The following is a 23463-nucleotide window of genomic DNA, read 5'->3' as shown; positions in this document are numbered from 1 at the left end:
GCGCACAGTTGAACGGCCGCAGGCACCCGCTCCCGGAACACGCATCGCATGGATTCCAACTCCCTCGACTTCGCGGGCGAACCGCGCCACGGCACCGGCGAAGGCCCGCTCGCCGGCGTGCGCGTGCTCGATCTGAGCGCCTACATCGCCGGGCCGTTCGGTTGCTCATTGCTCGCCGATCAGGGCGCGGACGTGATCAAGATCGAGCCGCCCGACGGCGATAACCTGCGCCAGTACCCGTCCACGCTGGTCAGCGAAAGCCGCGCCTTTCTCGGGGTCAACCGCAGCAAGCGCGGCATCGTGCTCGATCTCAAGCAGCCCGCCGATCACGCCGTGCTGTTGCGGCTGGTGCGCGAGGCCGACGTGCTGGTGCACAACTTCCGGCCCAAGGTGCCGCAGCGTCTGGGCATCGATTTCGAACGTTTGCAGTTGATCAATCCGCGCCTGATCTATTGCGCGGTCACCGGTTACGGCGAAACCGGTCCGATGAAGGACAAGGCCGGCTACGACCAGGTGCTGCAGACCATGACCGGCATGTGCGCGCTGCAAGGCCCGCGTGGCGGTCCGCCGGAGATCATCTACGGCTCGGTGGTCGATTATTACGCGGCCGCCTTGCTGGCCGCCGGCGTGTCCTCGGCGTTATTCGAACGCGAACGCAGCGGCCTGGGCCAGTTCGTCGGCGTGTCGTTGCTGCGCAGCGCGCTGACCATGCAATCGGCGCGGATGATCTGGGCCGAAGGCGAAAGCCTGGACATCGGCCGCGACATGCGCTCGGGCGGCGTCACCGGCATCCATCCGACCCGCGACGGCCACATCTATATTTCCGCCAACACCGCGCGATTCTGGAAATCGCTGTGCGAAAGGGCCGGCTTGAACGAACTGGCGGAAGATCCGCGCTACGACAGCGTGCGCAAGCGCGCCCAGGCCGCGGCCGAGATCGTCCCGCGCCTGCACGCCGCGTTGGCCGCGCGCACGGCGATGGAGTGGGAAGCGCTGTTCGGCGATGAGGTGCCGTGCGCGGCGGCGCGGCGGATCGAGGACATGTTCGAGCATCCGCAGGTGTTGGCCGAAGGCATCGTCGGCGCGATCGATCACCCCGGCGTAGGCCGTTACCGCGGTGTCGCGCAATCGATCAAGTTCGGCCGCACCCCGGGCCCGGCCGCGTTCGCCGCGCCGGTGCTGGGTCAGGATACGCAGGCGGTGAAGGACGAGTTGGCGCGCAGCGGAAAGGCGGGGCTCAAGCGGCGCAGGAATTGATGGTGGCACCCGAGCTGCGAGTGTGCGGCGATCCGAGCGAAGAGCGTCGGGGCTGAAGCCCCTCCCACAAAAAACTTCGAAGCCACGAGGTCTTTTGTGGGAGGGGCTTCAGCCCCGATGCGCCAGCCGCAAACACGGTGCGCACGCGATTCAGGTCGGAACCTCAATACCTCGCCGCATTCGTCCCCGGCACGAACTTCTCCCACAACTCCTCGAACTGCCCGGCGAAGCACCGCACCAGATTCGCATCGTCGGTCACCACCAGATTCTCCTCGTTGCTGGTGGTCGCGCTGCGGGTCCAGTTGAAGCTGCCGTTGGCCAGTACCCGGCCGTCGAACAGCGCGAACTTGTGGTGCATGTGGAACGGGCTGTCGTCGATGCGCACCGCCACGCCGAGTTCGCGCAGGCGCAGTACGTCGCTGCCTTCGTCGAACTTCTTGTCGTTGTCGCTGATCACCCGCACCTCGATTCCGCGCCGGTGGCAGGCCAGGATCTCCTCGGTGAGGCGATCGTCGGAGATGGTGTAGACGCAGATCGCGACGCTGCGCTTGGCGCCGCGGCACAACTCGCGCAGTTTGCGCAGGCAGGCGTCGCCCGGGGCGAAGTAAGCACTGGACACCACCGCGGGCGCGGCGGCGACCATGTCCAGGGTCTTGACCACCTGCTCCAGCCAGCGCAGCGCGTCCAAGGTGCGCGCCGGTTCGGCCAGCATCAGCTCGCGGGTCATGTCGAAGGCGCGGTTGCGCAGATAGCGCAGCCGATCGCCGCCGATGCTGCCGCCGAGTTCGCGCAGTTCGAATTTTTCCTCGTTGTCGAGCGCGTAGTCGGCGAGGCTGTCGCGCAGGCGCTGGTCGAGTTGTCCGAAATCCATGGTGTGGCGGCCCTCAGCGCTGGATCCGGCCGTTGAGCCGGTCGGCGAAATCGTTGAGCGCGCGCTGCAGCTCGCGCTGTTGCTCGGTCATCGCCGCGCGGGTCGGGGCGTCCTGAATCTCGCGCTCGCCCAGTTGCTTGAACAGCTCCACCAGCGCTTCGTTGATCCGGCTCTGGCGGTCGCCGCTGTCTTGCAGGCGCTCGACCAGCGGATCGAAGGCTTGCTGCAACGAGGGACCCAGGCGGCTGAGCAAGGCGTCGAAATCCGGCGTCGGCGCGGCCGGCGCGCTCGGCGTGCTCGGCGGCGCCGATTGCGACTGGGCCACGCGTTCGAGCAGCGCGAGGATCTGCGCCCAAGGTGCGGGGTCGTCGACCGACGCGGGCGTCGCCGCTGCGGCGGCGTTCGCGCGCTCGGCCGCCGAATCGAGCGCACGCACGCTCTCGACCAGATCGTTGAGCTGGGCGACCACGCGGCCGCCGACATCGTCCTCGCCCGCGCCCATCGCCTTGTTGCGCAGGAAATCGCGCTTGATCTGGCTCCAGCGCGCGCTTTGCTCCGCGCTCAGAACGCCGCGCAGCTCGCCCAGCTTGAGCAGGTTCTCCTCGGCGCCGGAGGTCAGCAACTGGGCCTCGCCGAGGTAGTGATCGCCGATCAACTGCTGCAGCTCGGCCTGGTTCATCACCGGCGAAATCTTTTCCGTCAGTTTGTTCATGTTGCGATAGCTGCCCTGCAGCTTGAACGGCGGTTCGGTGCGGTAGCTCTCGGCCTGCGCGGCGCTGGCGATGTACTGCTGGTTGACCTTGTAGACCACGTCGCGGACCTGGATCAGCCGCTCCAGGGTGGTGACGATCTCGTTGATCTCCGCACCGCTGTAGGCGTGGCTGAGCTCGTTGGCCGAGAACGCTTTACCTTCGGCCTTGGCGACGAAACGGTACAGATCGGCCATCTCGCGCGTGGCCAGCGGCGCCAGCACCGGGTTCGAGGTCAGGCTGTTTTCGATATAGCTCAGCAGGAACGAGGCCTCCATGCCGCCGAGCACATCGCCGAGGTTGTAGATGTCGGCGCGGTTGGCGAGCATGTCCGGAATCTTGAACACCTCGCCGGACTCGGTATACGGGTTTCCGGCCATCACCACGCAGAACTTCTTGCCGCGCATGTCGTAGGTGCGGGTACGGCCCTTCCACACGCCCTCGATGCGGCGGGTGCCGTCGCACAGCGAAATGAACTTCTGCAGGAACTCCGGATGGGTGTGCTGGATGTCGTCGACGTACAGCATCACGTTGTTGCCCATCTCCAGCGCGAGATTGAGCTTGTCCAGCTCCTGGCGCGAGGTCGCGTCCGGCGCCTGGGCCGGATCGAGCGAGCGCACTTCGTGGCCCAGCGCCGGGCCGTTGATCTTCATGAAGATCAGGCCCAGCCGGTGCGCCACGTATTCCATCAACGTGGTTTTGCCGTAGCCCGGCGGCGAGATCATCATCAGCAGGCCCATCAGGTCGCTGCGCTTGCTCTCGCCGACCGTGCCCATCTGCTTGGCGAGATTGTCGCCGATCACCGACAAGTACACGTCGTTGATGAGCTTGTTGCGCACGAACGAGCTCAACGGCCGCGGCTTGAACTCGTCCAGGCGCAGCGCGTGGCGCTCGCGGCCGACGATCTCCTGGCGCAGCGCCTGATAACGCTGGAAACCGGGGACGAAACTCACGCGGTGATGGCGCAACCGCGCCGACCAGTCGTCGATGGCCAGACTCATGCGGCCTTCCTTGATCCGCGCGTGCTCACCGAGCAAGCCCTGCACTGGGGCGCTCAGATCGGTCTCGACGACCTTGCGCGCGACGCTCTGGTCCAGCAGCGCCAGCGCCGCGGCCTCGGCCGCATACGCCGCGATCGGCGCCAGCTCGGGGCTGCGCGCCAGCGCTTCGATCCAGTGCAGCGCCAGCGCCCAGCGCGCGGCCGGACGCTCGCGCAGCGCTTCCAGGGTCTGGGCGAAACCGTCCCACATCCGCGCCGCGCCCAACTTTTCGCGCAGCGCGTTCAACAACTGCTGTGCGTACTTGCTGAATACGAACTGCGGATGCTCGGCCGACAACTCCAGTACCAGATACTCGGCCGCGTGCGGCGTCAGCGCCGGATCGATCGGCAAGGTCTGCTCTTGCGCATAGGCGGTCATCGCCGCGGCGACTTCGCCTCGCAGCGCTTCCAGACCGGCCGCGCTGCCGAACAAGCGTTCGATGTCGGCCGCGGTGCGCGCGCGTTCCGGCCATTGTCCGGCGCCTTCGTGTCCGCAGCGCAAGGACCAGAACCACGCCGCCCAGGCGCGCGCGGCCGGTTCGAAGGCCAGGCTGCCGGCGCTGTCGCGCAGCGGCAGCAAGGCTTGCAAGATCAGGCCGGCATCGTGGTCGTGGATGCCTTTTTCGTAGCCTTCGCGGTAGCGCGGCGCGGCGAAGTCGCGCACCGTGCGCGCCAGCGTTTCGGGCTGCGCCAACTGCTGGCGCAGCAGATCCAGGCTCAGGCCGTCGCGGTTCGCCGCGGCCGATTCGATCACCAGGCCGGCCAGATACTCGCCGCGATACAGCTGCGCGGATTCCGAATCCATCGACACGCCCCAGTAAGCGCGGGCCGCGTCCAGTTCGGGGTTCTGCAGCGGCTCGAAGAAATCGGTGCCGGTCAGATGAAGATTCAATACGTCCCCGCGCGGCAACAAAGTGAGGTCGAGTTCCTGCGTGTTGACGCTGAAACGGTGGCGCGGGCCGAGCTTGATGACGTTGCCGCCTTCTTCGAACAACTCGCTGCGGTCGCGCAGCGCGCGTACCGCCTGGTCGCGCGCGCCCTTCATCCGTGCCTCGACGTCGTCGGCCTTGACGCTGTCCTTGAGCGAACGCAGGCGTTCGGCCAGCTCGCGCAATTTCAGGATCAGCGCGTCGCCGGCGAAGAAGGCGTTGAGCTCATCGGCATTGGCGAAGCGCGCGGTGCGCCGGCCCAGGCCATCGAGGATGCGCTTGGCCGCGTCCATCACCGCCTGCGCTTTGCGCTGACGATCGTCGAGCAGGGTCTGCTTGTGCGCTTCGAAGGTTTCCAGCAGCTCTTCGCGCTTGGTCAGGATGTCGCCGAGGAAGGCTTCGTGTTCGCCGAACTGGCTCTCCAGTTCCTCCAGCTGCACCATCAGGCGCGAGAGCTGCTCGTCGGCTTTTTCCGGATCCTGCGCCAACGCCAGCGCGCTGGCGATGCTTTGGCCGAACAGAGTGAACTGGGCGCCGAACTGCGCCACCGACTCGGCCGAGCCCAGGCTCTTGCGGCGTTGATCGGCGCGCGCCTTGGCCTGATTGAGTTTTGCGTAGATCTCCGAGATCGCTCCCACGATCCGGGTACGCTGGGTCGCGTCGTCGACCTTCAGCGTGGCCATCAGCGCCGAGAGCATGTCCAGATCGCCGGACATGGAGCGCATCTCGCCCAAGGGTTCGACCAGTTGGGCGACGGTGACGGCCTGCTGGGCCTGTGCGTCGAGCGCGTGCAGGCGTTCGGCCAACGGCGCGAGCGCCTTGTCGCCGGCGAGGAAATCGCCGGTCGCCGCGCCGATGCGTTCGTGCGCGGCGATCAAGGCCTGCTCCATCGCATCGATCGCGGCCACGTCGATGTAGCGGTATTCGCGGATGGTCAGCAGATGGCCGCGCTGCGCGGTCAGCCGGTTGAGCGCGTCGACGAACTCCTGGACCCGCTCCCAGTTCTCCGGTTGCAGGCTGTCGAGCAAGGCTTTCTGCTTGCTCTGCGCCTCGCGCATCGCACGCTCGGACTGGCCGCGGATGCCTTCGACTTTTTCGTACTCGTCCAGCACCGACTCGGCGGTGGCGGCGATCTCGCGCAGCAGCGGCGCCACATCGCCGCAGTGGGGATCGGACAACCAATGATGCGCATCGAACAGGCGGCGGGTGTTCTGCGCCAGCAGGCCGTAACGCTGCGCGGAGACCTCGGTGGCTTCGATCTCGCGGCTCAGGCTGATCAGTTCGGACACACCGCGGACCAGTTCGGCGTTGCCGATCTTGCCCATGAAGGTGTTGCCGGCCGGCTGCCGGGCCGCGTACTCGTCGCTGGCGTACGGCGTCTGCCAGACCTGCATGGGATGCACGCGGGTCGGCTCGTCGCTTTCGGCGGCGAAGATCACCATGCGCCCGTCTTCCAGGCGCGCGTAGCCGTGACCGAAGATCGGCGTCTGCAGCCGGCGTTCGATCATGTTGTAGGTGAACATCGCTGTACGGCCCTGTTCGGGCTCGTAGAACAGGTACAACACGTCCTCGCCGTTGGGCGAGCGGATGCTGCGCTTGTAGCGCATGCCGTCCATCGACTGGTCGAAACGCTTGTGCTCGCCGTTCTGCAGGTAGTAACCGCCGGGGAAGATGATGCCGTGGTCTTCCGGCAACTGGATGCAAGCCAGGCCAATCTCATCCAGGCGCACCACCTTGCGGGTCAGGGTGTTGAACACCAGGTAACGCCACTGCTCTTCGCGGTACGGCAGGATCTTGAGCAGGATCAGACTGCCGACGCGGGCGAAATCGACCTGCGCGTCGTCCAGCGACTGGGTCTTGTCGCTGACCGGCTCGCGGTAGATGCCCTGGCCGTCCTCGGTGTTGTCCTCGATCTTGATCGTCAGATCGCCGCCCACCGTCTCGACGAACACGCTGTCGAGGATGTTCAGATGCGGATGGCGACCGTTGATCACCATTTCGCGGGTCGCGCGGGTCCATTCGAAATCGAACGGCGCCGGCAGGGCGATGTCGCGCTCGCCGCGGTTGTCGATGTAGCGCACTTCGCCGCGCGGCGAGATCGCCCAGCGGAACACGCGCAGATCGGTGATGCGCTCGCCGATCTGGAACGCGGCCAGCAGCTTGCTGTCGCGCACGATCAGCTGGATCAGCCGGGTGTGCTTGTAGTACGCGTACAGCTCGCGGAAATCCTGGGCGAAGCTGTCGATGCCGAGGAAGCTGCCCTTGAGCTCCACCGGAGTGACGTCGTAGCCCTCCGGACCCTGCACCAACTTGTACAGGCAGAACACGTCGGCGACCGTGGTCTCCTTCTTCAGGCCCATGAATACGTTGTAGCCGAACACCAAGTGCTCGCCGACCTGCACGATGTCTCTGGCGACGCAATTGTTCTCGGTGCGGATACGGAAGCGCCCGATGACCTCCATCTGGCTGCTGCCGAACTCGCCCAGCCGCTGCTGGTTCAGGCCGTCGGCAAGGCCGCGCAGACGCTGACCTTGATCGGTCAGACGCTTGCTCAGCACCTCGTAGGCGCCGCCCTGGGCGACGGCCTGATCGACCGTCGCGTCGGCCTGCGACTTGGCGCCGTCGTTGGAAGTTTCGCCCGCAGCCGCGGTCGGCTTGGTGTCGGCCATCAGTGGTTAGTCCTAGCGATCCGGCCGGCGGCGCGACGCATCGCGCCGCCGACGTCCATCCGATGCGCCGTCACGCCGACGGCGCATTCCTTGGCCTTGCGCGCGCTCAGGAATCGAGCGTGGCTTCGCCCGCGGTCTTGCTGCCGTCGCCCTTGCCGTCGGCCTTGGCCAGCAACCGCTGCAGCACGTCCTGCACGATCGGGCTTTTGCCGGCCACGCCTTCGATCGCCTTGCCGACCGACAGAGCTTTGGCGAAGGAATCGAAGAACGCGCCTTCGCCGCCGACGATGTCGATGTTGGCCTTGCTGAGCGCGGCGGCCAGCACGTCGGCCTGTTCCTTGGCCACTTCCTTGTTGGCCTCGATACCTGCGATGGCCTGCTCGAAGTTCTTCTCCAACTGCATGCGGAACTCTTCGTGCGCACGTGCCTGATCGCTGAGCGAGTCCAGGGCGCCGAACTTCTGCGACAGGCCCTCGGCTTCGGACTTGAACTTCTGCAGCAGCACATCGGCCTCGGACATGCCCAGATCGCGATTGGCCTTGGCTTTGGCCGCGCCGAGCTGTTCCTCGCCGCGCGCCTGCGCGAACAGGTTTTCTTCCAGCACCTTGGCGTCGGACAAACCCTGCTTCTGCTTGGCGTCGGCCTGCGCTTCCATCACCCGCGCCTGGGCCATGCCCTTGTCCTGATCGCCCTTGGCTTCCGCACCCATGGTCTCGGCAACGACTCGCGCCTTGGCGAGGCCTTCCTTTTCGATCGCCGCGGCGGTGACTTCGCGTACGCGCGCATCGGCCAAACCCGGCGCGGCGCGCTCGGCCTCGATGCCCTCGGCCATCTTCTTCTTCGCTTCGGACTGCTTGCCGGCCGATTCCAGCTCGGCTTGCGCCAGCGTAGTGATCTCCACCGCCCTGTGCTTGGACGAGGTCTCGTCGGCCTCGGCCTGCTTGACCTGACGCACCAGTTCTTCCTCGGCTTTGGCCTGCGCATGCAGCACCATGACCTGCTTGGCGCGATCGGCCTCGGACACCTGACGCACTTCCTTGATCCGCTCTTCTTCCTGGGCCACGGTCTTCTCGACCGCGATCCGGTCGCGGATCACGTTGGCGATTTCCTTGCGCTGTTCTTCCAGCGCCTTTTCCTTCTCGATCCGGTTGAGTTCGACCTCGCGTTCGCGCGCGACGATTTCCAGATCCTTGGCGCGGGTGACCTTCTCGACCTCGATCACCACCGCGCGCTGGCGGTTCTGCTGCGCGACTTCGACTTCGCGCTGACGATTCTCTTCGCGAATGTCGAGCTGCTCCTGGACGCCGATTCGCGCGCTCTCCGACTTCAGGCGCTCTTCTTCCTGGACCTTGGCGGTCTCGGCCTGTTCGCGCGCCTGGATGGTCTGGATCTCGCGCTTCTGCCGCGCCTCGGCGTCGGCCTGCTGGCGCTCGAGCGCGAGCATGGCTTCGCGGGTTTCGACGTTCTTCTTGGTGATCGCCAGTTGCTCGTTGCGCTCGAGCTCGTTGGTGATCACGTTCTGCGCCGCGGTCAGCTCAGTGATCTTGCGGATGCCTTCGGCGTCGAGGATGTTGGTCGGATCCAGCGAGGACTTCGGGGTCTGCTCCAGATAGTCGATCGCCACGTCCTCGAGCACATAGCCGTTGAGATCGTTGCCGATCACCTCGATGATGCGGTCGCGGAATTCCTGACGGTTCTCGAACAGCTTGACGAACTCGATCTGCTTGCCGACGGTCTTGAGCGCTTCGGAGAACTTGGCGTTGAACAGCTCGTTGACCGCGGTGCGGTCCGACGCGCGGTCCACGCCGATGGCTTTGGCGACCTTGAGCACGTCCTGCTGGGTCTCGTTGACACGCAGGTAAAACGCGACGGTGATGTCGGCGCGCATGTTGTCCTTGCAGATCAACCCGTCCTTGGCCCGGCGGTCGACTTCCAGGGTGATCAAGGAGATCTTCATGAACTCCTTCTTGTAGATCACCGGATAGACCAAGGCGCCGGTGAAATGCACCTTCGGCGTGGCGGACATGTCGTTGACGATCAAGGCCGTGCCTTGCGGCACCTTGATATAGAAGGCCTTGAACATCAGCAACATGACGAAAATCATCAGCGTGCAACCGCCGATGACGGTGAGCGCTACCATCCAATTCATAACCATCTCCCTATGACACGACTGCCGATTTCGGTTGCAGCGACTGAGCCAACCCCGCGCCGGACGCGGGGCCGCGCTCAGGCACCGCGGAATTCGTCTTCGCTGACCACGCGGTAGACGTTCTGGTCTTCCAGGTATTCGATCAGCACGACCCGATCGCCGCGCTTGAAGCGTGCGGCATCGTCGTCGCGGATCTGCAGAATCAGGCCGGCGCCGCCGTCTTCGACGCTGGCGGTACCGGTGACGCGGTTGACCGGCGTGCGGATCACCGCAGTCTGGCCGAGGATCGGCCGCGGCGGGCCGGGCTGCATCTTGCGCAGCAGCTTACGCAGCGGGCGCAGCGCCAGCGCGGCGACCGGCAGCGACAGGGCGAACGCGGCGACGATGATGACCGCGCCGCCGACGATGCGCAGCGGCGCGCCGGGCAACAGCCGCAGCAGATAGACGTCGGCGTACAGCGTCAGCACCCACGCAACCATGATGATCACGCTGAGCACCACGGTGATCGGAATGCCGCCGAGCCCCAAGCGCATCAACGGATCGAAAACGCCGTTGCCGTGATGGTGGGTACCGTCGGCCAGGGTGTGATCGCCCAGACCGTGCGCGCCGTGGCCGTGCGCCTCGCCGCCGATCCAGCCGTCGATCATTTCGCCGCCGACCAGGCCGAACGCGGACAGCAGCCAATAGCAGAACACCACCCCGAGCAGCACGGTGTAGAACACCGTCGGCAGCGTGAAAATCGTACTCAGAAACTCGACCATCGCCCTTCCTCCCCTCTTGCCGCGCATCCGGCGGCTCCATGAAACCGGGCGACCCCATGTCAGCCCGGCAGTTTTTGCCGCAAACGCGCCAGCACCGCTTCAGCGCCGGCGTCGTCGGGCATGATCCCCGCGTCGCGCAATTTCTTGTCCAGGCTGTCGCCGCTGTCGTGGCGCGCCAGCTCCGTCGCCGCTTCCATGCGCGCGCCGCGTTCGGCTTGTTTGAGTTTGATCCGCGCCAGCGAGTCGATCGCGGTCTGCAACTTGTTGTGCGGCCCGGCGTAGCGCTGGGCGACCGCGGCCTGGGCGCGCTGCACGCTCTCGGTGGCCTTGACCGTATCGAGCTGTTGCTTGAGCCGGCGAATGTTGCCTTCGGCCATCGCTACGGCCTTGCGCAGTTCGGCCGAGCTGGTGGCAAGCTCGTGCACGTGGCGCTCGTCGTCGCCGCGATGAGTTTCGAGTTTCACGATCTTGTCGGCGACCTCGCGCGCGAGCGGCTCGTCGCCGGCTTCCAGCGCCTTGAGCGCATAGCCTTCGTATTCGGCGATCTTCTCGCCCTGCTCGACCAGCGCGCGTTGCGCCAGGGTGTGGCGGGCGAGCAGATGGGCGAGCGATTCGCGCGACTGGCGCAGGTCCAGATCGCAATCGCGGATTTCCTGATCCAGGATGCGCAGCGCGCGGCTGTCGATCCAGCTGTCGCCGAGCTCGCTCGCGCCGCCGCGCAGCGAGGTCAGCAGTTTGCTCCAGATGTTGCTGCCGCCTTCGTGTCTGCCGGGCATGTCAGGCGGCCTCCAGCAGTTGCAGTTCGTAGGCTTCGGTGGCCTTGATGACGTTGTCGGCCAGCGTCTCGATTTCGTAGAGCACGTTCGACAAGGACGAAGCCGCGCTGAGCGATCCGAACATCATGTAGACCGATTCGCCGTCGGCCAGGGTCTCGATGCCGATGGTCGACAACGGGAAGATCACCTTGTGGGTGCGCAGTACTTCTTCGTTGAACCCGGCCGGATCGCGCACGTGCGACACCGGCCACAACAGCGCCTCGACCACGATCTGCTCGCCGACCACGGCCAGGAACAACGGCAGGTCGCCGTACTCGGCCATGACCAGATGCAGGCTGGCCTCGGCGCCGTCGATCAGTTCGATCTGCGAGTCGCCGTAGACGAATTCCTCGGCCTGCGACAAAGCGTCGTACAGACCGGTAGCCGTCCAGACCTTGCCGTCGTTCATGTCTTTCTCCACGCGTCCACGCCCCGGCGCCGCACCGCGCGGCTGCCGCATCCGCTTCTCCACCACCAGCAGTTCGTCGGCGAACTCGGGCAGTACCCACAGCTCCTTCTTGACCAGCCCCTTCTCGCGAAGACGTTCGCGATGGCGACGCTGGTAGTAGGCGGAGGATCGGCGTTCCATGGGCTTCACGTTAATTCATCACATGTGACATTGGCAAGACGTGACATGTGAGAGCCGACGAACGGTGATGCAGTCCGCAGAAGTCGGCGGTCGCGTCTTTGGGATCAAGGGGTTGGAACCGACAGAAGGCTGAGGGCGCTGCGGTCGTGAGGTCGCGGTCGCGGCTTGCGCCGCTCCTACATCCGCTCCCTGTAGGAGCGGCGCAAGCCGCGACCGCGTAACGACGATCGCCGACGATCGCCACAGCCAACCGTTCCGGCAGCCGTGAATCGGCCGCCGGCCGGCTCAGGCCGGAATGCCGTGCAACTTGCGGGCCTCGTCGATGCGGCGCTTGACCTCGGCATCGAGCTGGCCGAGTTCGGCTTGCTTGAAGATGTTGCCGAGCACGCGCTTCTCGTCGTCGTCGACGCTCTGGTCGCGCAGCGCGAGGTCGAGCAGCTTCTGCAGTTCGGCGACGTCGAGGGTGCCGTCGTTGGTGAATACCGGGATCGAGGCCAGGGCGATCTCGAGGTGGCTCTTGGGCTGGGCCATGCGGGCAACTCCGTTGCGGGTGAGGAATCGTTCCTTGGCGCGGCGGCCATTGCGGCGCTCGCGCGGAGAGAGTTCGACTATAGCAAGCGCGAGCGAGGGCACGTATTACCCAGGTGCATGCGATGTGTCCGGTGGCGCGACAGTGATCGAAGTGAATGCCTCGTGGGAGGGAGCTTCAGCACCGGCGCTTTTTCGATCCGGTCGCGACGGTGGATTGGTGCGAGGTCGGCGAGCGCGGATCGAAAAGCGTCGGGGCTGAAGCTCCCTCCCACAAAAGCTCGGGCGCAACAACGAAAAGGCCCGATGCTTTCGCACCGGGCCTCGTTCGCTTGAATCGTCGCGGCGTCGCCGCGCGGATCGCGCCTTACCAGACCACCTCGGCCATCGAGCAGTTCAAGCCCGAGCCGATGCCGAGCAGCGCCACGCGATTGCCCTTCTTCAGGCGGCCCATCTCGCGCAGCTTGCTCAACACGATCGGCACCGAGGCCGGACCGATGTTGCCGTGCTCGCCGAAGATGGTCATGACCTTCTTCGGGTCGATACCGAACGCCTTGAGGAAGGCCTGGGTATGAGCGCGGCTGACCTGATGGATCACGAACTCGTCGAGCTCTTCCACCGCCCAGCCCAGCGCGGCGCGCGCAGCGGTGAAGGTCTTCTGGCCGAGCTTGAGGCCTTCGATCATCAGCATGCGGCCGTCGGCGACCATGCGGTCGTGGTTCATATCGCCCACGCACAGATGGTTCCACTCGGTGGCCGAACGGGTCACGCCGCCGCGGTAGCGCGGCGCGCCCGGGGCGAGTTCGGAACGCGCCAGCACCATGGCCGCGGCGCCGCAGCCCAAGGTCAGCGTTGCCATCTCGTCGCGCAGCTGCGCTTCGGTCACTTCCGCGCCGCTGAGGCGTTCGAGAGTCTTCTCGTAGGCCTTGTTGGCGGTTTCGCCGTTGACGATCAGGGCGTAGTCGATCTCGCCGCGCTCGATCATGCGCCCGGCGATGTCCATACCGTTGATGAAGGCCAGACAGGCGTTGGCGACGTCGAAGTTCTGGCAGTTCTCGCCCAGGCGCAGATTGCCGGCGACGATGCTGGCCGTGGATGGCTCCAGGTAGTCGCGGCTGACCGAGGTGTTGATCAACAGGCCGATGCGGTCGGTATCGATACAGGCGTCGGCCAGCGCCTTGACGCCGGCCAGAGTGGCGGCGTCGGAAGGCTTCATTTCGCCGTCCCACAGACGACGCTCGCGCACACCGGCGACGTCCTGCAGCACATCGACCTTGATGCCGAGGCGATCGAGCGTCGGCTTGAGCCGGGCGTTGATCTCCTCCGAGGTCAGCTTTCGCGGCGCGTCGACATGAGCGAGGCCGGCGATGGCTACGTGTTGGAACAGCATGGGCGACAAACCCTTCGCGGACAGAAAGTAGGACAGGTTAGCGCCTTCCCGGACCTGACGCATTAGTTAATGTCACCCACTGGCCAGGGCCTGGAGCAGGCCCCAGGCCAGAAGCTCATTTAAAAACAACTGGTTAGCGCGATAAAAGCGCTTCAAAACAGCCGTACGGAAGGGTTTGGAAACCCGTTCAGCCCTCGACCGGGTAGGTCTGGGCGGCGCCCGAAGCCGGCTTTTGCGCAGCGGGGGCAACCGGAGCGGCTCCTGAGCCACAACGATAGGCACCAAAACGCTGCTGTCCCTGAGAGGGATCGCCCAAGGGCTGGATCGTATCGGCCTGCAGGCCGGGCGCCTCGTTGCGCGCCAGGGTTTCGAGCTCCTCGCGCACGCGCAGTTGATTGCGCTCGTAGAAGGCGACGTTGTGCTTGACCGCCACCGCCACCTCGCCGCGCTTCTCGCACGCCGGCGCCGCGCCCGCGGACAACACCCGCACCGCCTGCGCGCCGGGCGCCATGTTGACCCAGGTGCAGGCCGAAACGCTCAGGGCCAGGACGGTGACGGTCAGGGACGGTAATGCCAACGCGCGCATGGAGACCTCGGCTGTGAATTACGAACCGGCGCATTGTCGCCGGAATCGGCTGAGCGCGGTAGGAATGCGGAGCGGGTGGCTTCGCGCCGCCGAATACCGAGCACCAAATGCCGAGTGATGAGCCGGGAGCCGGGTGTCGAGCGCTGGGCTCTGGGTGCCGAGCGAAGCTTGAAGTCTTTTGTGGGAGGGGCTTCAGCCCCGACGCTTTCCGATCGGCCGGATCGAATCCCCATGGCAGATCACATCGATCGCAGCGAACAGCGTCGGAAACGCAACGGGCCGCATCCGAAGATGCGGCCCGCAGTCATCGCCATGGAAGCGACTACGTCTCGGACGACGCCGTCCGCTCGCTCGCCGCGCTCAGCGCACCGGCTTACCGTCGTTGTCGATCACCTGGACCTCGCCGAGCTTGAGCGCGCGCACCGGCTGTTCGATCTTGGACAGATCGCCGACCACCACCCAGGTCAACGCATTCGGATCGAGATTCTTGGCCGCGGCCTGGGCCAGCGCCGGCGTCATCGCATCGTTGCGCGCTTTGTACTTGAGGATGAAATCGCTCGGACGCCCGTAACGCAAGTCGGCGCCGACCTGCGCCATCAACGCATCGGTGGTTTCGTACGCGCCCGGCAGGCTCAGGGTGTTGGCGGCGCGGATCTTGACCACCTCGGCGTCGCCGATCGGCTTGCTGCCGCTGGCGAAAGCCTCGATCTCGCGCTTGAGCTCGCCCAGCGATTCGACCGTCTTGTCCGATTGCACCGCCGCCTGCGCGATCCACGGCCGCTGGCCGAGCGCGTTGCCCGCGCCGCTGTAGGAGCCGTAGGCCCAGTGCTTGTCCTCGCGCAGATTCATGTTGAGGCGCGAACTGAATTCGCCGCCGAGCACGCCGTTGGCGAAGTCGAAATCGACGCTGCCGGCATCGCCAGTCGGTGCGATCAGCTCGCCGACGTAGAGGTTGGACTGGATCGCGCCGGGCTGGTCGACCAGGAACACGCGCGGCGCCTTGGGCCGGGCGACCTGGGCCAGATCCGGCACCGCCGGCGCTTGCGCCTCGCCCTTCCAGTCGCCGAAGCGGCTTTCCAGTTTCGGCAGGATCTGCGCCAGCGTGGTGTCGCCGACCACGATCACCCGCGCGCGCTGCGGCTGCAACCAGTCGCGGTGGAAGGCGAGCAGGTCTTCGCGGGTGAGCGAGGCGATCGAGGCCTCGGTGCCGGTGCCGGTGAACGGAATGGCGTACGCGTGGCCGGCGCCGTACAGCAACGGCGGCAACACGCGCAGCGCGGCGGTCTGCGGACGCGCCTTCTCCTGCTTGATGCCGGCCAGCCACTGCGCGCGCACGCGCTCGATCTCGGCCGCCTCGAAACGCGGACGGCGGATCATATCCGAGAGCAGATCCAGCGAAGGATCGAGCTTGTCGGTCAACGCCGACAGCGCGACGTTGGCCGCATCGAGACTGGCGCCGCTGGTCAGTTCCGCGCCCAGGGCTTCCTTGCGCGCCGACAGTTGCAGCGCGCCGTACTCGCCCGCACCTTCATCGAGCATGGCCATGGCGAAACTGGCGGTGCCGACCTTGCGGCCTTGGTCGGCGCTGAAGCCGCCGGGGAATTCCACCTGCAATTGCACGATCGGCGTTTCGTGGCGCTCGACCAGCACCACCTGCATGCCGTTGCTGAGTTGGGCGGTGCGTTGCGCCGGGAATTTCAGCGCCGGGAAGGTCTTGGTGTCGGGCACGCCGAGGCTGCGATCGAGATCGGAGGCAACCGTCTTGAAGCGCGGATCGGCCGCGGGGATCGGCGCAGGCTGGGTCGCCGGCGCCGCGCTCGCGGTTTCGGGCAGCGACGAAGCCGGCTTGTCGCCCGGCTGCACCACGATGGTGTGCGAACCCACGCCCAGCCACTTGCGTCCGGCCGTCTGCACGCTGGCGACGCTGGCCCGATCGATGTCCTTGAGCTCGTCGCGATAGCAGTCGGCCTTGCCGAGCAGCACCGCGCAGCGCGCCAGCACGTCGGACTTGCCGCCGAAACCGCCGATGCGTTCCACCCCACGCACGAATTCGGCGCGGCTTGCGGTCTTGGCCTGTTCGAGCTCTTCCGCGCTGGGGCCTTGTTCGATCAGACGCTTGATTTCCTCGTCGATGGCCGCGCGCACCTTGCCCGGATCCACGCCTTGCTTGACGTTGGCCATGACCACCAGAGTGCCGCTGATTTCCGCGTCGTTGATCGACACGCTGGCGCTGTCGGCGATGCGGTCGCGGTGAACCAGGCGCGCATCCAGACGCGAGGCGGCGCTGCCGCCGAGAACCTGCGCGAACAGCTGCAGATCCACGCCGTCGGCCGCGCCGAACTGAGCCACCGGCCAGGCGCGGTAGACGCGCGCCTGCGGCACCCGGTCGGGCACCACTTCCTCGGTATCGCGTTCGCGCTTGGGAATGCGCGTGGCCATGTCGGGCAAGGTGGCGCTGGCGGGGATGTCGCCGAAGTAACGCAGCGCTTTTTCCTTCGCCGTCTTCAGGTCGATGTCGCCGGCCAGCACCAGCACCGCGTTGTTGGGGCCGTACCAGCTGCGGAACCAGGTCTTCACATCATCGAGCGACGCCGCATCCAGATCGGCCATCGAGCCGATGGTCGACCAGTTGTAAGGATGGCCGGCCGGGTACAGCGCTTCATAGAGCTTGGCGCTGATGCGGCGGCCGTAGGGCTGGTTCTCGCCCTGGCGCTTTTCGTTCTGGACCACGCCGCGCTGTTCGTCGAGGGTCTTTTGATCGATCGCGCCGAGCAGATGGCCCATGCGGTCGGATTCCATCCACAGCGCCATGTCCAGCGCGGTGGTCGGCACGTTCTGGAAGTAATTGGTGCGATCGACGTTGGTGGTGCCGTTCTGGTCGGTGGTGCCGACCAATTCGAATGGGGTGAAGAATTCGCCCTTGTAGTTCTCCGAGCCCTGGAACATCAGGTGTTCGAACAGATGCGCGAAGCCGGTGCGGCCGGGCTGTTCGTTCTTGCTGCCCACGTGGTACCAGACGTTGACCGCGACGATCGGCGCCTTGCGGTCGGTGTGCACGATCACGCGCAGGCCGTTGGGCAAAGTGAACTCTTCGAAGGCGATGTGGACGCTGGCGCCGCCCTTGGGCGCGGCCGCGAACGCCGCGGGCGCGATCGCCACGCCGGCCAGCGCCGCCCCCAGGGCCAAAGCGAGCACGGCGGCGCGCGGGCGGGCGCGTGGCGGCGCGAGGGCGGACGTGGGGAACTGGGACATGGCGACTCCGGCTGATGGGGCGTCCGCGGGCGGACCAAAGCCGGCATCTTAGGCGCACGCCGACGCCGGGGCATGGGCCGGCGGTCACAGGGGGACGCCGCGCGCTTTTGCGTTGCCGCGCGGTCCGGCGCGCCCTGCCCGCATAATGCGCGGATGTTCAACGTCATCCTCTATCAGCCTGAGATTCCGCCCAATACCGGCAACGTGATCCGCCTGTGCGCCAACACCGGCGCCCGCCTGCATCTGATCGCGCCGCTGGGCTTCACCCTGGAAGACAAGCAGCTCAAGCGCGCCGGCCTGGACTATCACGAGTACGCCGAGCTGCGCGTGCACGACAGCCTGGACGCGGCGCTGAGCGCGATCGGCGCGGCGCAGAACGCGCCGCCGCGCCTGTTCGCGCTGAGCACGCGCAGCCGTACCCGCTTCGACACGCCGCGCTACGCCGCCGGCGATGCCTTCGTGTTCGGCCCGGAGACGCGCGGCCTGCCGCAGGACGTGCTCGATGCGATCCCGCCCGAACACCGTCTGCGCCTGCCGATGCGGCCGGACAATCGCAGCCTGAACCTGTCCAACTCAGTGGCGGTGGTGGTGTTCGAGGCCTGGCGCCAGTTCGGTTTCGCCGGCGGGGAATAGCGCGATCCCGACTACCGCGATCAGTCGAGGTCTCTGTGGGAGGAGCTTGAGCCCCTCCCACAGAGACCTCGCTGTCGCATCGCAGGCGGATCGGTTCGAGCCTGGATGAACTTTCTTTCTCGACAGAACAACGCAAGGCGAGACGACGCGCTGCTCAGGCCGCGCTCGCCCGGTAATCGGCGTAACTCGTGTAACCGCGCTCGCCGCCGCCGAACAGGGTCGCCGGATCGTGCGCGGCCAGCGGCCAGCCGTTGGCGTAACGCCGCGGCAAGTCGGGATTGGCGATGAAGGGACGTCCGAACGCGACCAGATCGGCCAGACCCTCGGCAAGGACGCGCTCGCCGCGCGCCGGGTCGTACAGGCCGGCGACGATGAGCTTGCCGCGGTAGGCCGCGCGCAATTCGTGCCGGAACGATTCGGGCACCTGCGGCGCATCGTCCCAATCGGCTTCGACCAGATGCAGGTAGGACAGGCCAATGCGGTCGAGCCGACGCGCGGCCTCCAGTATGGTCGCGATGATCTGCGGACAGTTCATGCCGCGCGCGGTGATGTAAGGCGCCAAGCGAATGCCGGCGCGATCGGCGCCGACTTCCTCGGCCACAGCGCGCGCGACCTGTTCCAGGAAGCGCACGCGGTTGTCGATCGAGCCGCCGTAATCGTCGTCGCGATGATTGGAAGTGGTGCGCAGGAACTGATCGATCAGATAACCGTTGGCGCCGTGGATCTCCACGCCGTCGAAGCCGGCGGCGATGGCGTTGGCGGCGCCGCGGCGGAACTGCTCGACCACGCCGGGAATCTCTTCGCGACTCAATGCGCGCGGCGTCGGGCAGTCGACCATGCCGCCGACACCGTCGCGCACGATCCAGACCTGCGCCTGCGGCGACAGCGCCGAGGGCGCGACCGGCAGCCGTCCATCGTGAAACGACTCGTGCGACATTCGGCCCACATGCCACAGCTGCAGAAAAATCCGTCCGCCAGCCGCGTGGACCGCGTCGGTGACGAGTTTCCAGCCCTCGATCTGCTCCTGGCTGTGGATGCCGGGAGTGAAGCTGTAGCCCTGCCCCTGCGGCGAGACCTGGGTGGCCTCGGTGACGATCAATCCCGCGCCGGCGCGTTGGGTGTAGTAATGCGCCATCAGCGCATTGGGCACGTTGCCCGGTTGGCTGCTGCGCGCGCGGGTCATCGGCGACATCACCATGCGATTGGGCAAGGACAACGCGCCCAACGACAGCGGCTGGAACAAGACGGAATTCATGAGGTCGCTCCGGAAGACGGACGAAGGAACAGGTGCAGATTCGGATCGGCGTGCGCGCAACTCAGCGCGCGCGGAAGCGATACAGGTGGTATGGCGGGCGGCCTTCGTCGGCGCCGCCGGTGAAACTCGGCGTGCGGTCGAGCTGGTTGACCGACACGTAGATCCAACCGTCCGGACCCAGCGCCAGGTTGTCGGGCCATTGCAGTCGCGGATCGCGCAACACCTCGCTCAACTTTCCGTCGCGGCCGAGGCGAGCGATGGCGTGACGCTGCAGATCGGTGAAGTAGTGATCGCCGACGGCGGAGGTCGCCACGCCGTCGCTGATCGGCTTGGGCCCGGCCGGCGCGATCGCGGCGGCGATGGCGGCATCGTCGGCGCCTTCGCGCAGCAGTTTCGCCGGCAGCCGGTACCAGGTGGTGCCGTTCATCGCGCCGAAGTACAGGGTCTCGCGATCGGCCGACAGCGTGATCGGGTTGATGCCCACGCGCGCGGGTTTGCCGCCGAAATGGACCAGACGGCCGTCGATCTTCATGTCGATGTCCTCGGACTGCAGCGCGCGATGTCCACCAAAGCGACGCGCCTTTCCGCTGGCCAGATCGAGCGCGATGATCCCGGGGTTGGCGATGTCGGCCAGATACGCCCAGCCGCGCGCCTCGTCGATGGCGAAGTCCTGCACGAAACTGCCCTTGGGCGCGATGTCGGCGGGCAGTTCGATCTTGCGCGCGAGCCGGTTGGTGTTCAGATCGAACGCCCACAACCGGGTCTTGCCGAGCTTGAGCCCCATGTCGATCACCCACAAGCGGCCCGACGAGTCGACGCTGACGCCCAGCGGCGTGTCGAAGGTGGCGTCCGACGCCGCGGCGCCGCCGTTCTGCACGCTCAGATCCGGATAAGGCTGCAAGCGCCCGTCCTTGACTTCACCGAGCTGGACCTTGCTGCCGCCGAGCGGATGGAACGTCGCGAACACGCGGCCCTGCGCCGAAACGGCGACATTGCCTGGACGCACGTCGGACACCGCGACCACCTCCAGCCGCGAGGCTTGCTTGGGCGACGGCGCGGCCGGCGCGGCTTGACCGGCGCTCGACCACAGCACCGCAGCGGCCAACAAAGAACGAGGGAAGTGCTTCATGACATTGCATCCTCTGGTTTGGGTTGGGCGCCGCGACCAAAGCGCGGCGCCGGAAAGGAGTTGTCCGCACGAGTGCGCGGCGGAACGCGTCGCTAGCTCGCGCTCGTCGCCAGCGCGCTGGCATAGCCGTCCTGGCCATCGCCGAGAGCCGGATCGGCCGGCGCATCGAGTTCGATCACCAGTCCGCCCGGCAGGGCGACGAAGACCTGCACCTCGCCGAGCGCGGGGACCACGGCGACTTCGTGTTCCAGGCCGGCGGCGCGCACGCGCTCGATCAGCGCCGCGGCCGCCTGGTCGGTGCGGAAAGCGATATGGCCCAAGCGAACGCGTTCCTCACGCGCTTGCGCCGGCTGTATCAGGTGCAGCCAGGCCTGATCGTCGCGGTACAGCCATTGGCCCGGAAACGGAAACGGCGGCCGATAGCCCGGGCGCAATCCCATCACCTCGCCGAACAGACGCGCCAGCGCGCCCTGGTCGGCGCTGCCGTGCAGGTTGAGGTGATCGAACCGCCACTGCGGCGTGGCGTTGCGGTCGGCAATGGACATGGCGGGCTCCGGCGATGCGATGGGCGCATGCTGACGCCTTGCCCCACGCGCAAAAACCGGGCATAAGCCGGTTCTGTTTCAACCGTGGATTGAAAATGAAGGCCTTCGCCGACCTGGCCCTGTTCGTGCGCGCCGCCGACGCCGGCAGCCTGTCGGCCGCCGCGCGCGCCCTCGACATCAGCCCGGCCGCGGCCAGCGCCACGCTCAAGCGGCTGGAAGCGGAACTGCACGCGCAGTTGTTCGTGCGCTCCACCCGCAGCCTGCGCCTGACCCAGGAAGGCGAACGCTTTCTGGCGCATGCGCGCGAAGCCCTGCGCGCGATCGAGGAAGCCGAACAAGCCCTGCGCGGCGATCAGGCGGTGCTGCGCGGCCAACTGCAGTTGTCGATGCCCTCCGACCTGGGCCGCAGCCTGGTGCTGCCGTGGCTCGACGACTTCATCGCGCAACATCCGCACGTGCAGTTGCGCATCAACCTGTCGGATCATTTCGCCGACGTGTACCGGCAACCGGTCGACGTCGCGCTGCGTTACGGCGCGCCGCAGGATTCGAACCTGATCGCATTGCCGCTGCGTCCCGAAAACCGCCGCGTGCTATGTGCCTCGCCCGACTATCTGTCGCGGCGCGGCGTTCCCGACGATCCGGACCGGCTGAGCGAACACAACTGCCTGCGCATGCTGATCCGCGGCGAAACCCAGGACCGCTGGCGCCTGCGCCGCGGCGAGGACGACCGCACCGTCCGGGTCCAGGGCGACCGCGTCAGCGACGACGGCCACGCGGTCAAGCAGTGGGCGCTGGCCGGACACGGTATCGCGTACAAATCCTGGCTCGACGTCTCGCAGGAAGTGACCAGCGGCCGACTGACCCTGCTGTGCCGCGATTGGTCGGGCGAAAGCGCGCCGTTGAATCTGGTCTGTCCCGACCGGCGCCTGCTGAGCCCGTTGGTGCAGCGCTTGCGCGAGTTCCTCAAACAACGCTTTGAGACAGTCGCGCCGATTCCGGAATGAACTCGCCGACGCGCGGGCAAAAAAAACCCTCTCCCTTGCCGGAGTCCAGGAGAGGGCAAGTCACACTACGGGGAAGCGGTCAGCTGCGCGCGGGAGCGATCTCCATCGACGCGCGATTGCGGGTAGCCAGGTGCAGGCCGGTGGCGCTGAGCAGGCCGATCGCGCAGAACACCGACCACGGCAGCCACGGCCAATGCCGGGCAACGGCCAGATCCACCAGCCAGCCGCCGGCGATGTTGCCGATACCGCCGCCGACGGCCAGGCTCAGCGAGCTCACGCCTAGAAACGTGCCCAGCGCGCGCGGATCGGCCAGGCCGGCGATCAGCGTCTGCTGGGTCGGGCGGGTCATCAGCGCGCCGAGCGAGAAGACGGCCACGCACATCAGAAATCCGATGAAGTCGTCGATCACGCCGATCGCGCCCGCGGCCAACGACATGATCGCCACGCCGAGCACCAGCACTTGCGCGCTGCTCAGGCGTTTTTCCAGCCAGCGCACCAGGCCGTATTGCAGGGCGACGGTGATGCCGGCGCTGAGCGCGAACATCGCGCCGACACCGTCGACGCTGCCGCTGAGTTTCTGCGCCAACAGCGGGAAGCTGATGTTGATCTGCACCGCGACGAACCAGTACAGCATCATCAACGCGACCAGCCGGACGAAGGCGCGGTTGCGCCGCACCAGTTCCAGGCCGTGACGCAACGGCGGCGGTTGCGGCGGCATCTCCACCCGCGGCAACAGGCGCAACGCGATCGCGAAGTTCAAGGCGAAACACGCCGCCGCGACCAGGCACACCATGCGGAAATCGAAACGCAGCAGCGCCACGCCCAACAGCGGCCCCAGGGTCGTCGCCACGCCGCTGATCCAGTTGCTGAGCGCGTAGTAACGCGGCCGGCTGGTCTCATCGGTGAGCGCGGCGATCGACGCCTGGTACGGCGCCTCGAACATCGCCCCGCCCAACGCCGACAACACCATCGCCGCCAGCAGCAGCGGCAGATCCACGGCGAAGGCCAGACTGGCGAAACCGGCCGCGCGCAACAGCACGCCCAGGCAGATCATGCGCCGCGCGCCGTAGCGGTCGGACAACACGCCGCCGACCAGGGCCAGCCCTTGCTGAGTCAACTGCCGCACCGCCAGCGCCACGCCCACCGCGGCCGCGGCCAGCCCGATGTCGTTGACGTAATGCACCGCCACCAGCGGCATCAGCATGGCGAAGCCGGTCACCATGAAGAAGGTGTAGACCAGCAAGCCGTTGAGGCCGCGTTTGCGCGCGGCCTCGCTCAGCGGTGCGACGGTGTGGGCCGATTGCGGACTCATG

The 23463-nt window shown here is 66.6% G+C and carries 16 protein-coding genes and 2 pseudogenes; 4 read left to right on the top strand and 14 right to left on the bottom strand.

Going from position 1 to position 23463, the window contains the following annotated elements:
* Positions 1-48 precede the first annotated feature (48 nt).
* Positions 49-1257, top strand: a complete 1209-nt coding sequence (locus ACTOWJ_RS14890) for a CaiB/BaiF CoA transferase family protein (RefSeq protein WP_441335408.1) — start codon at positions 49-51, stop codon at positions 1255-1257.
* Positions 1258-1272: 15 nt separating this feature from the next.
* Positions 1273-1326 (top strand): annotated as a pseudogene (locus ACTOWJ_RS14885) (DUF6053 domain-containing protein); the annotation flags it as partial.
* A 94-nt stretch (positions 1327-1420) separates the two neighbouring features.
* On the opposite strand, the gene ACTOWJ_RS14880 reads toward ACTOWJ_RS14885, so the two are convergent.
* The 10 genes and pseudogenes from ACTOWJ_RS14880 to ACTOWJ_RS14835 all read right to left on the bottom strand — a co-directional run bounded on the left by ACTOWJ_RS14880 (position 1421) and on the right by ACTOWJ_RS14835 (position 17584).
* Complete coding sequence (locus ACTOWJ_RS14880; RefSeq protein ID WP_441335407.1) at positions 1421-2128, bottom strand: phospholipase D-like domain-containing protein; 708 nt, start codon at positions 2126-2128, stop codon at positions 1421-1423.
* A gap of 13 nt (positions 2129-2141) precedes the next feature.
* A complete protein-coding gene (locus tag ACTOWJ_RS14875; RefSeq protein ID WP_441335406.1) occupies positions 2142-7514 on the bottom strand; it encodes a DNA repair ATPase in 5373 nt (1790 codons plus the stop codon).
* 106 nt (positions 7515-7620) lie between these two features.
* Complete coding sequence (locus tag ACTOWJ_RS14870) at positions 7621-9663, bottom strand: hypothetical protein (RefSeq protein ID WP_441335405.1); 2043 nt, start codon at positions 9661-9663, stop codon at positions 7621-7623.
* 77 nt (positions 9664-9740) lie between these two features.
* A complete protein-coding gene (locus ACTOWJ_RS14865) occupies positions 9741-10424 on the bottom strand; it encodes a hypothetical protein (RefSeq protein ID WP_441335404.1) in 684 nt (227 codons plus the stop codon).
* 59 nt (positions 10425-10483) lie between these two features.
* Positions 10484-11200 (bottom strand): PspA/IM30 family protein, encoded by a 717-nt coding sequence (locus ACTOWJ_RS14860; RefSeq protein WP_441335403.1) that lies wholly within the window; start codon positions 11198-11200, stop codon positions 10484-10486.
* Between the two features lies 1 nt (position 11201).
* Positions 11202-11828 (bottom strand): biofilm formation regulator BacA, encoded by a 627-nt coding sequence (gene bacA, locus ACTOWJ_RS14855; RefSeq protein ID WP_441335402.1) that lies wholly within the window; start codon positions 11826-11828, stop codon positions 11202-11204.
* 285 nt (positions 11829-12113) lie between these two features.
* A complete protein-coding gene (locus tag ACTOWJ_RS14850; RefSeq protein ID WP_441335401.1) occupies positions 12114-12359 on the bottom strand; it encodes a hypothetical protein in 246 nt (81 codons plus the stop codon).
* A gap of 364 nt (positions 12360-12723) precedes the next feature.
* Positions 12724-13746, bottom strand: coding sequence for a 3-oxoacyl-ACP synthase III (locus ACTOWJ_RS14845; RefSeq protein ID WP_441335400.1), 1023 nt, complete (start codon positions 13744-13746; stop codon positions 12724-12726).
* Positions 13747-14014: 268 nt separating this feature from the next.
* Positions 14015-14332: pseudogene (locus ACTOWJ_RS14840) on the bottom strand (DUF4156 domain-containing protein); the annotation flags it as partial.
* Between the two features lie 360 nt (positions 14333-14692).
* Positions 14693-17584, bottom strand: coding sequence for a M16 family metallopeptidase (locus tag ACTOWJ_RS14835; RefSeq protein ID WP_441335399.1), 2892 nt, complete (start codon positions 17582-17584; stop codon positions 14693-14695).
* 153 nt (positions 17585-17737) lie between these two features.
* Between ACTOWJ_RS14835 and ACTOWJ_RS14830 the strand changes: the two genes are divergently transcribed.
* Positions 17738-18217, top strand: a complete 480-nt coding sequence (locus ACTOWJ_RS14830; RefSeq protein ID WP_441335398.1) for a tRNA (cytidine(34)-2'-O)-methyltransferase — start codon at positions 17738-17740, stop codon at positions 18215-18217.
* A 154-nt stretch (positions 18218-18371) separates the two neighbouring features.
* Here ACTOWJ_RS14830 and ACTOWJ_RS14825 read toward each other — a convergent pair whose 3' ends face one another.
* The 3 genes from ACTOWJ_RS14825 to ACTOWJ_RS14815 all read right to left on the bottom strand — a co-directional run bounded on the left by ACTOWJ_RS14825 (position 18372) and on the right by ACTOWJ_RS14815 (position 21146).
* Positions 18372-19472: an alkene reductase gene (locus tag ACTOWJ_RS14825; RefSeq protein WP_441335397.1), complete on the bottom strand. Its 1101-nt coding sequence runs from the start codon at positions 19470-19472 to the stop codon at positions 18372-18374.
* Between the two features lie 61 nt (positions 19473-19533).
* Complete coding sequence (locus tag ACTOWJ_RS14820) at positions 19534-20601, bottom strand: L-dopachrome tautomerase-related protein (RefSeq protein WP_441335396.1); 1068 nt, start codon at positions 20599-20601, stop codon at positions 19534-19536.
* A 92-nt stretch (positions 20602-20693) separates the two neighbouring features.
* Entirely contained in the window at positions 20694-21146 is a 453-nt protein-coding gene (locus tag ACTOWJ_RS14815; RefSeq protein WP_441335395.1) for a hypothetical protein, read from the bottom strand.
* Between the two features lie 95 nt (positions 21147-21241).
* Here ACTOWJ_RS14815 and ACTOWJ_RS14810 point away from each other — a divergent pair, with 95 nt between their 5' ends.
* Positions 21242-22150, top strand: a complete 909-nt coding sequence (locus ACTOWJ_RS14810) for a LysR substrate-binding domain-containing protein (RefSeq protein WP_441335394.1) — start codon at positions 21242-21244, stop codon at positions 22148-22150.
* Between the two features lie 79 nt (positions 22151-22229).
* Here ACTOWJ_RS14810 and ACTOWJ_RS14805 read toward each other — a convergent pair whose 3' ends face one another.
* Positions 22230-23462, bottom strand: coding sequence for an MFS transporter (locus ACTOWJ_RS14805; RefSeq protein ID WP_441335393.1), 1233 nt, complete (start codon positions 23460-23462; stop codon positions 22230-22232).
* Position 23463: the final 1 nt, after the last annotated feature.

Origin of the sequence: Lysobacter sp. CA199, from assembly GCF_052078715.1 — a bacterium.
Lineage (GTDB): Bacteria > Pseudomonadota > Gammaproteobacteria > Xanthomonadales > Xanthomonadaceae > Lysobacter.
This window is presented reverse-complemented; position numbering and strand designations above follow the sequence as displayed.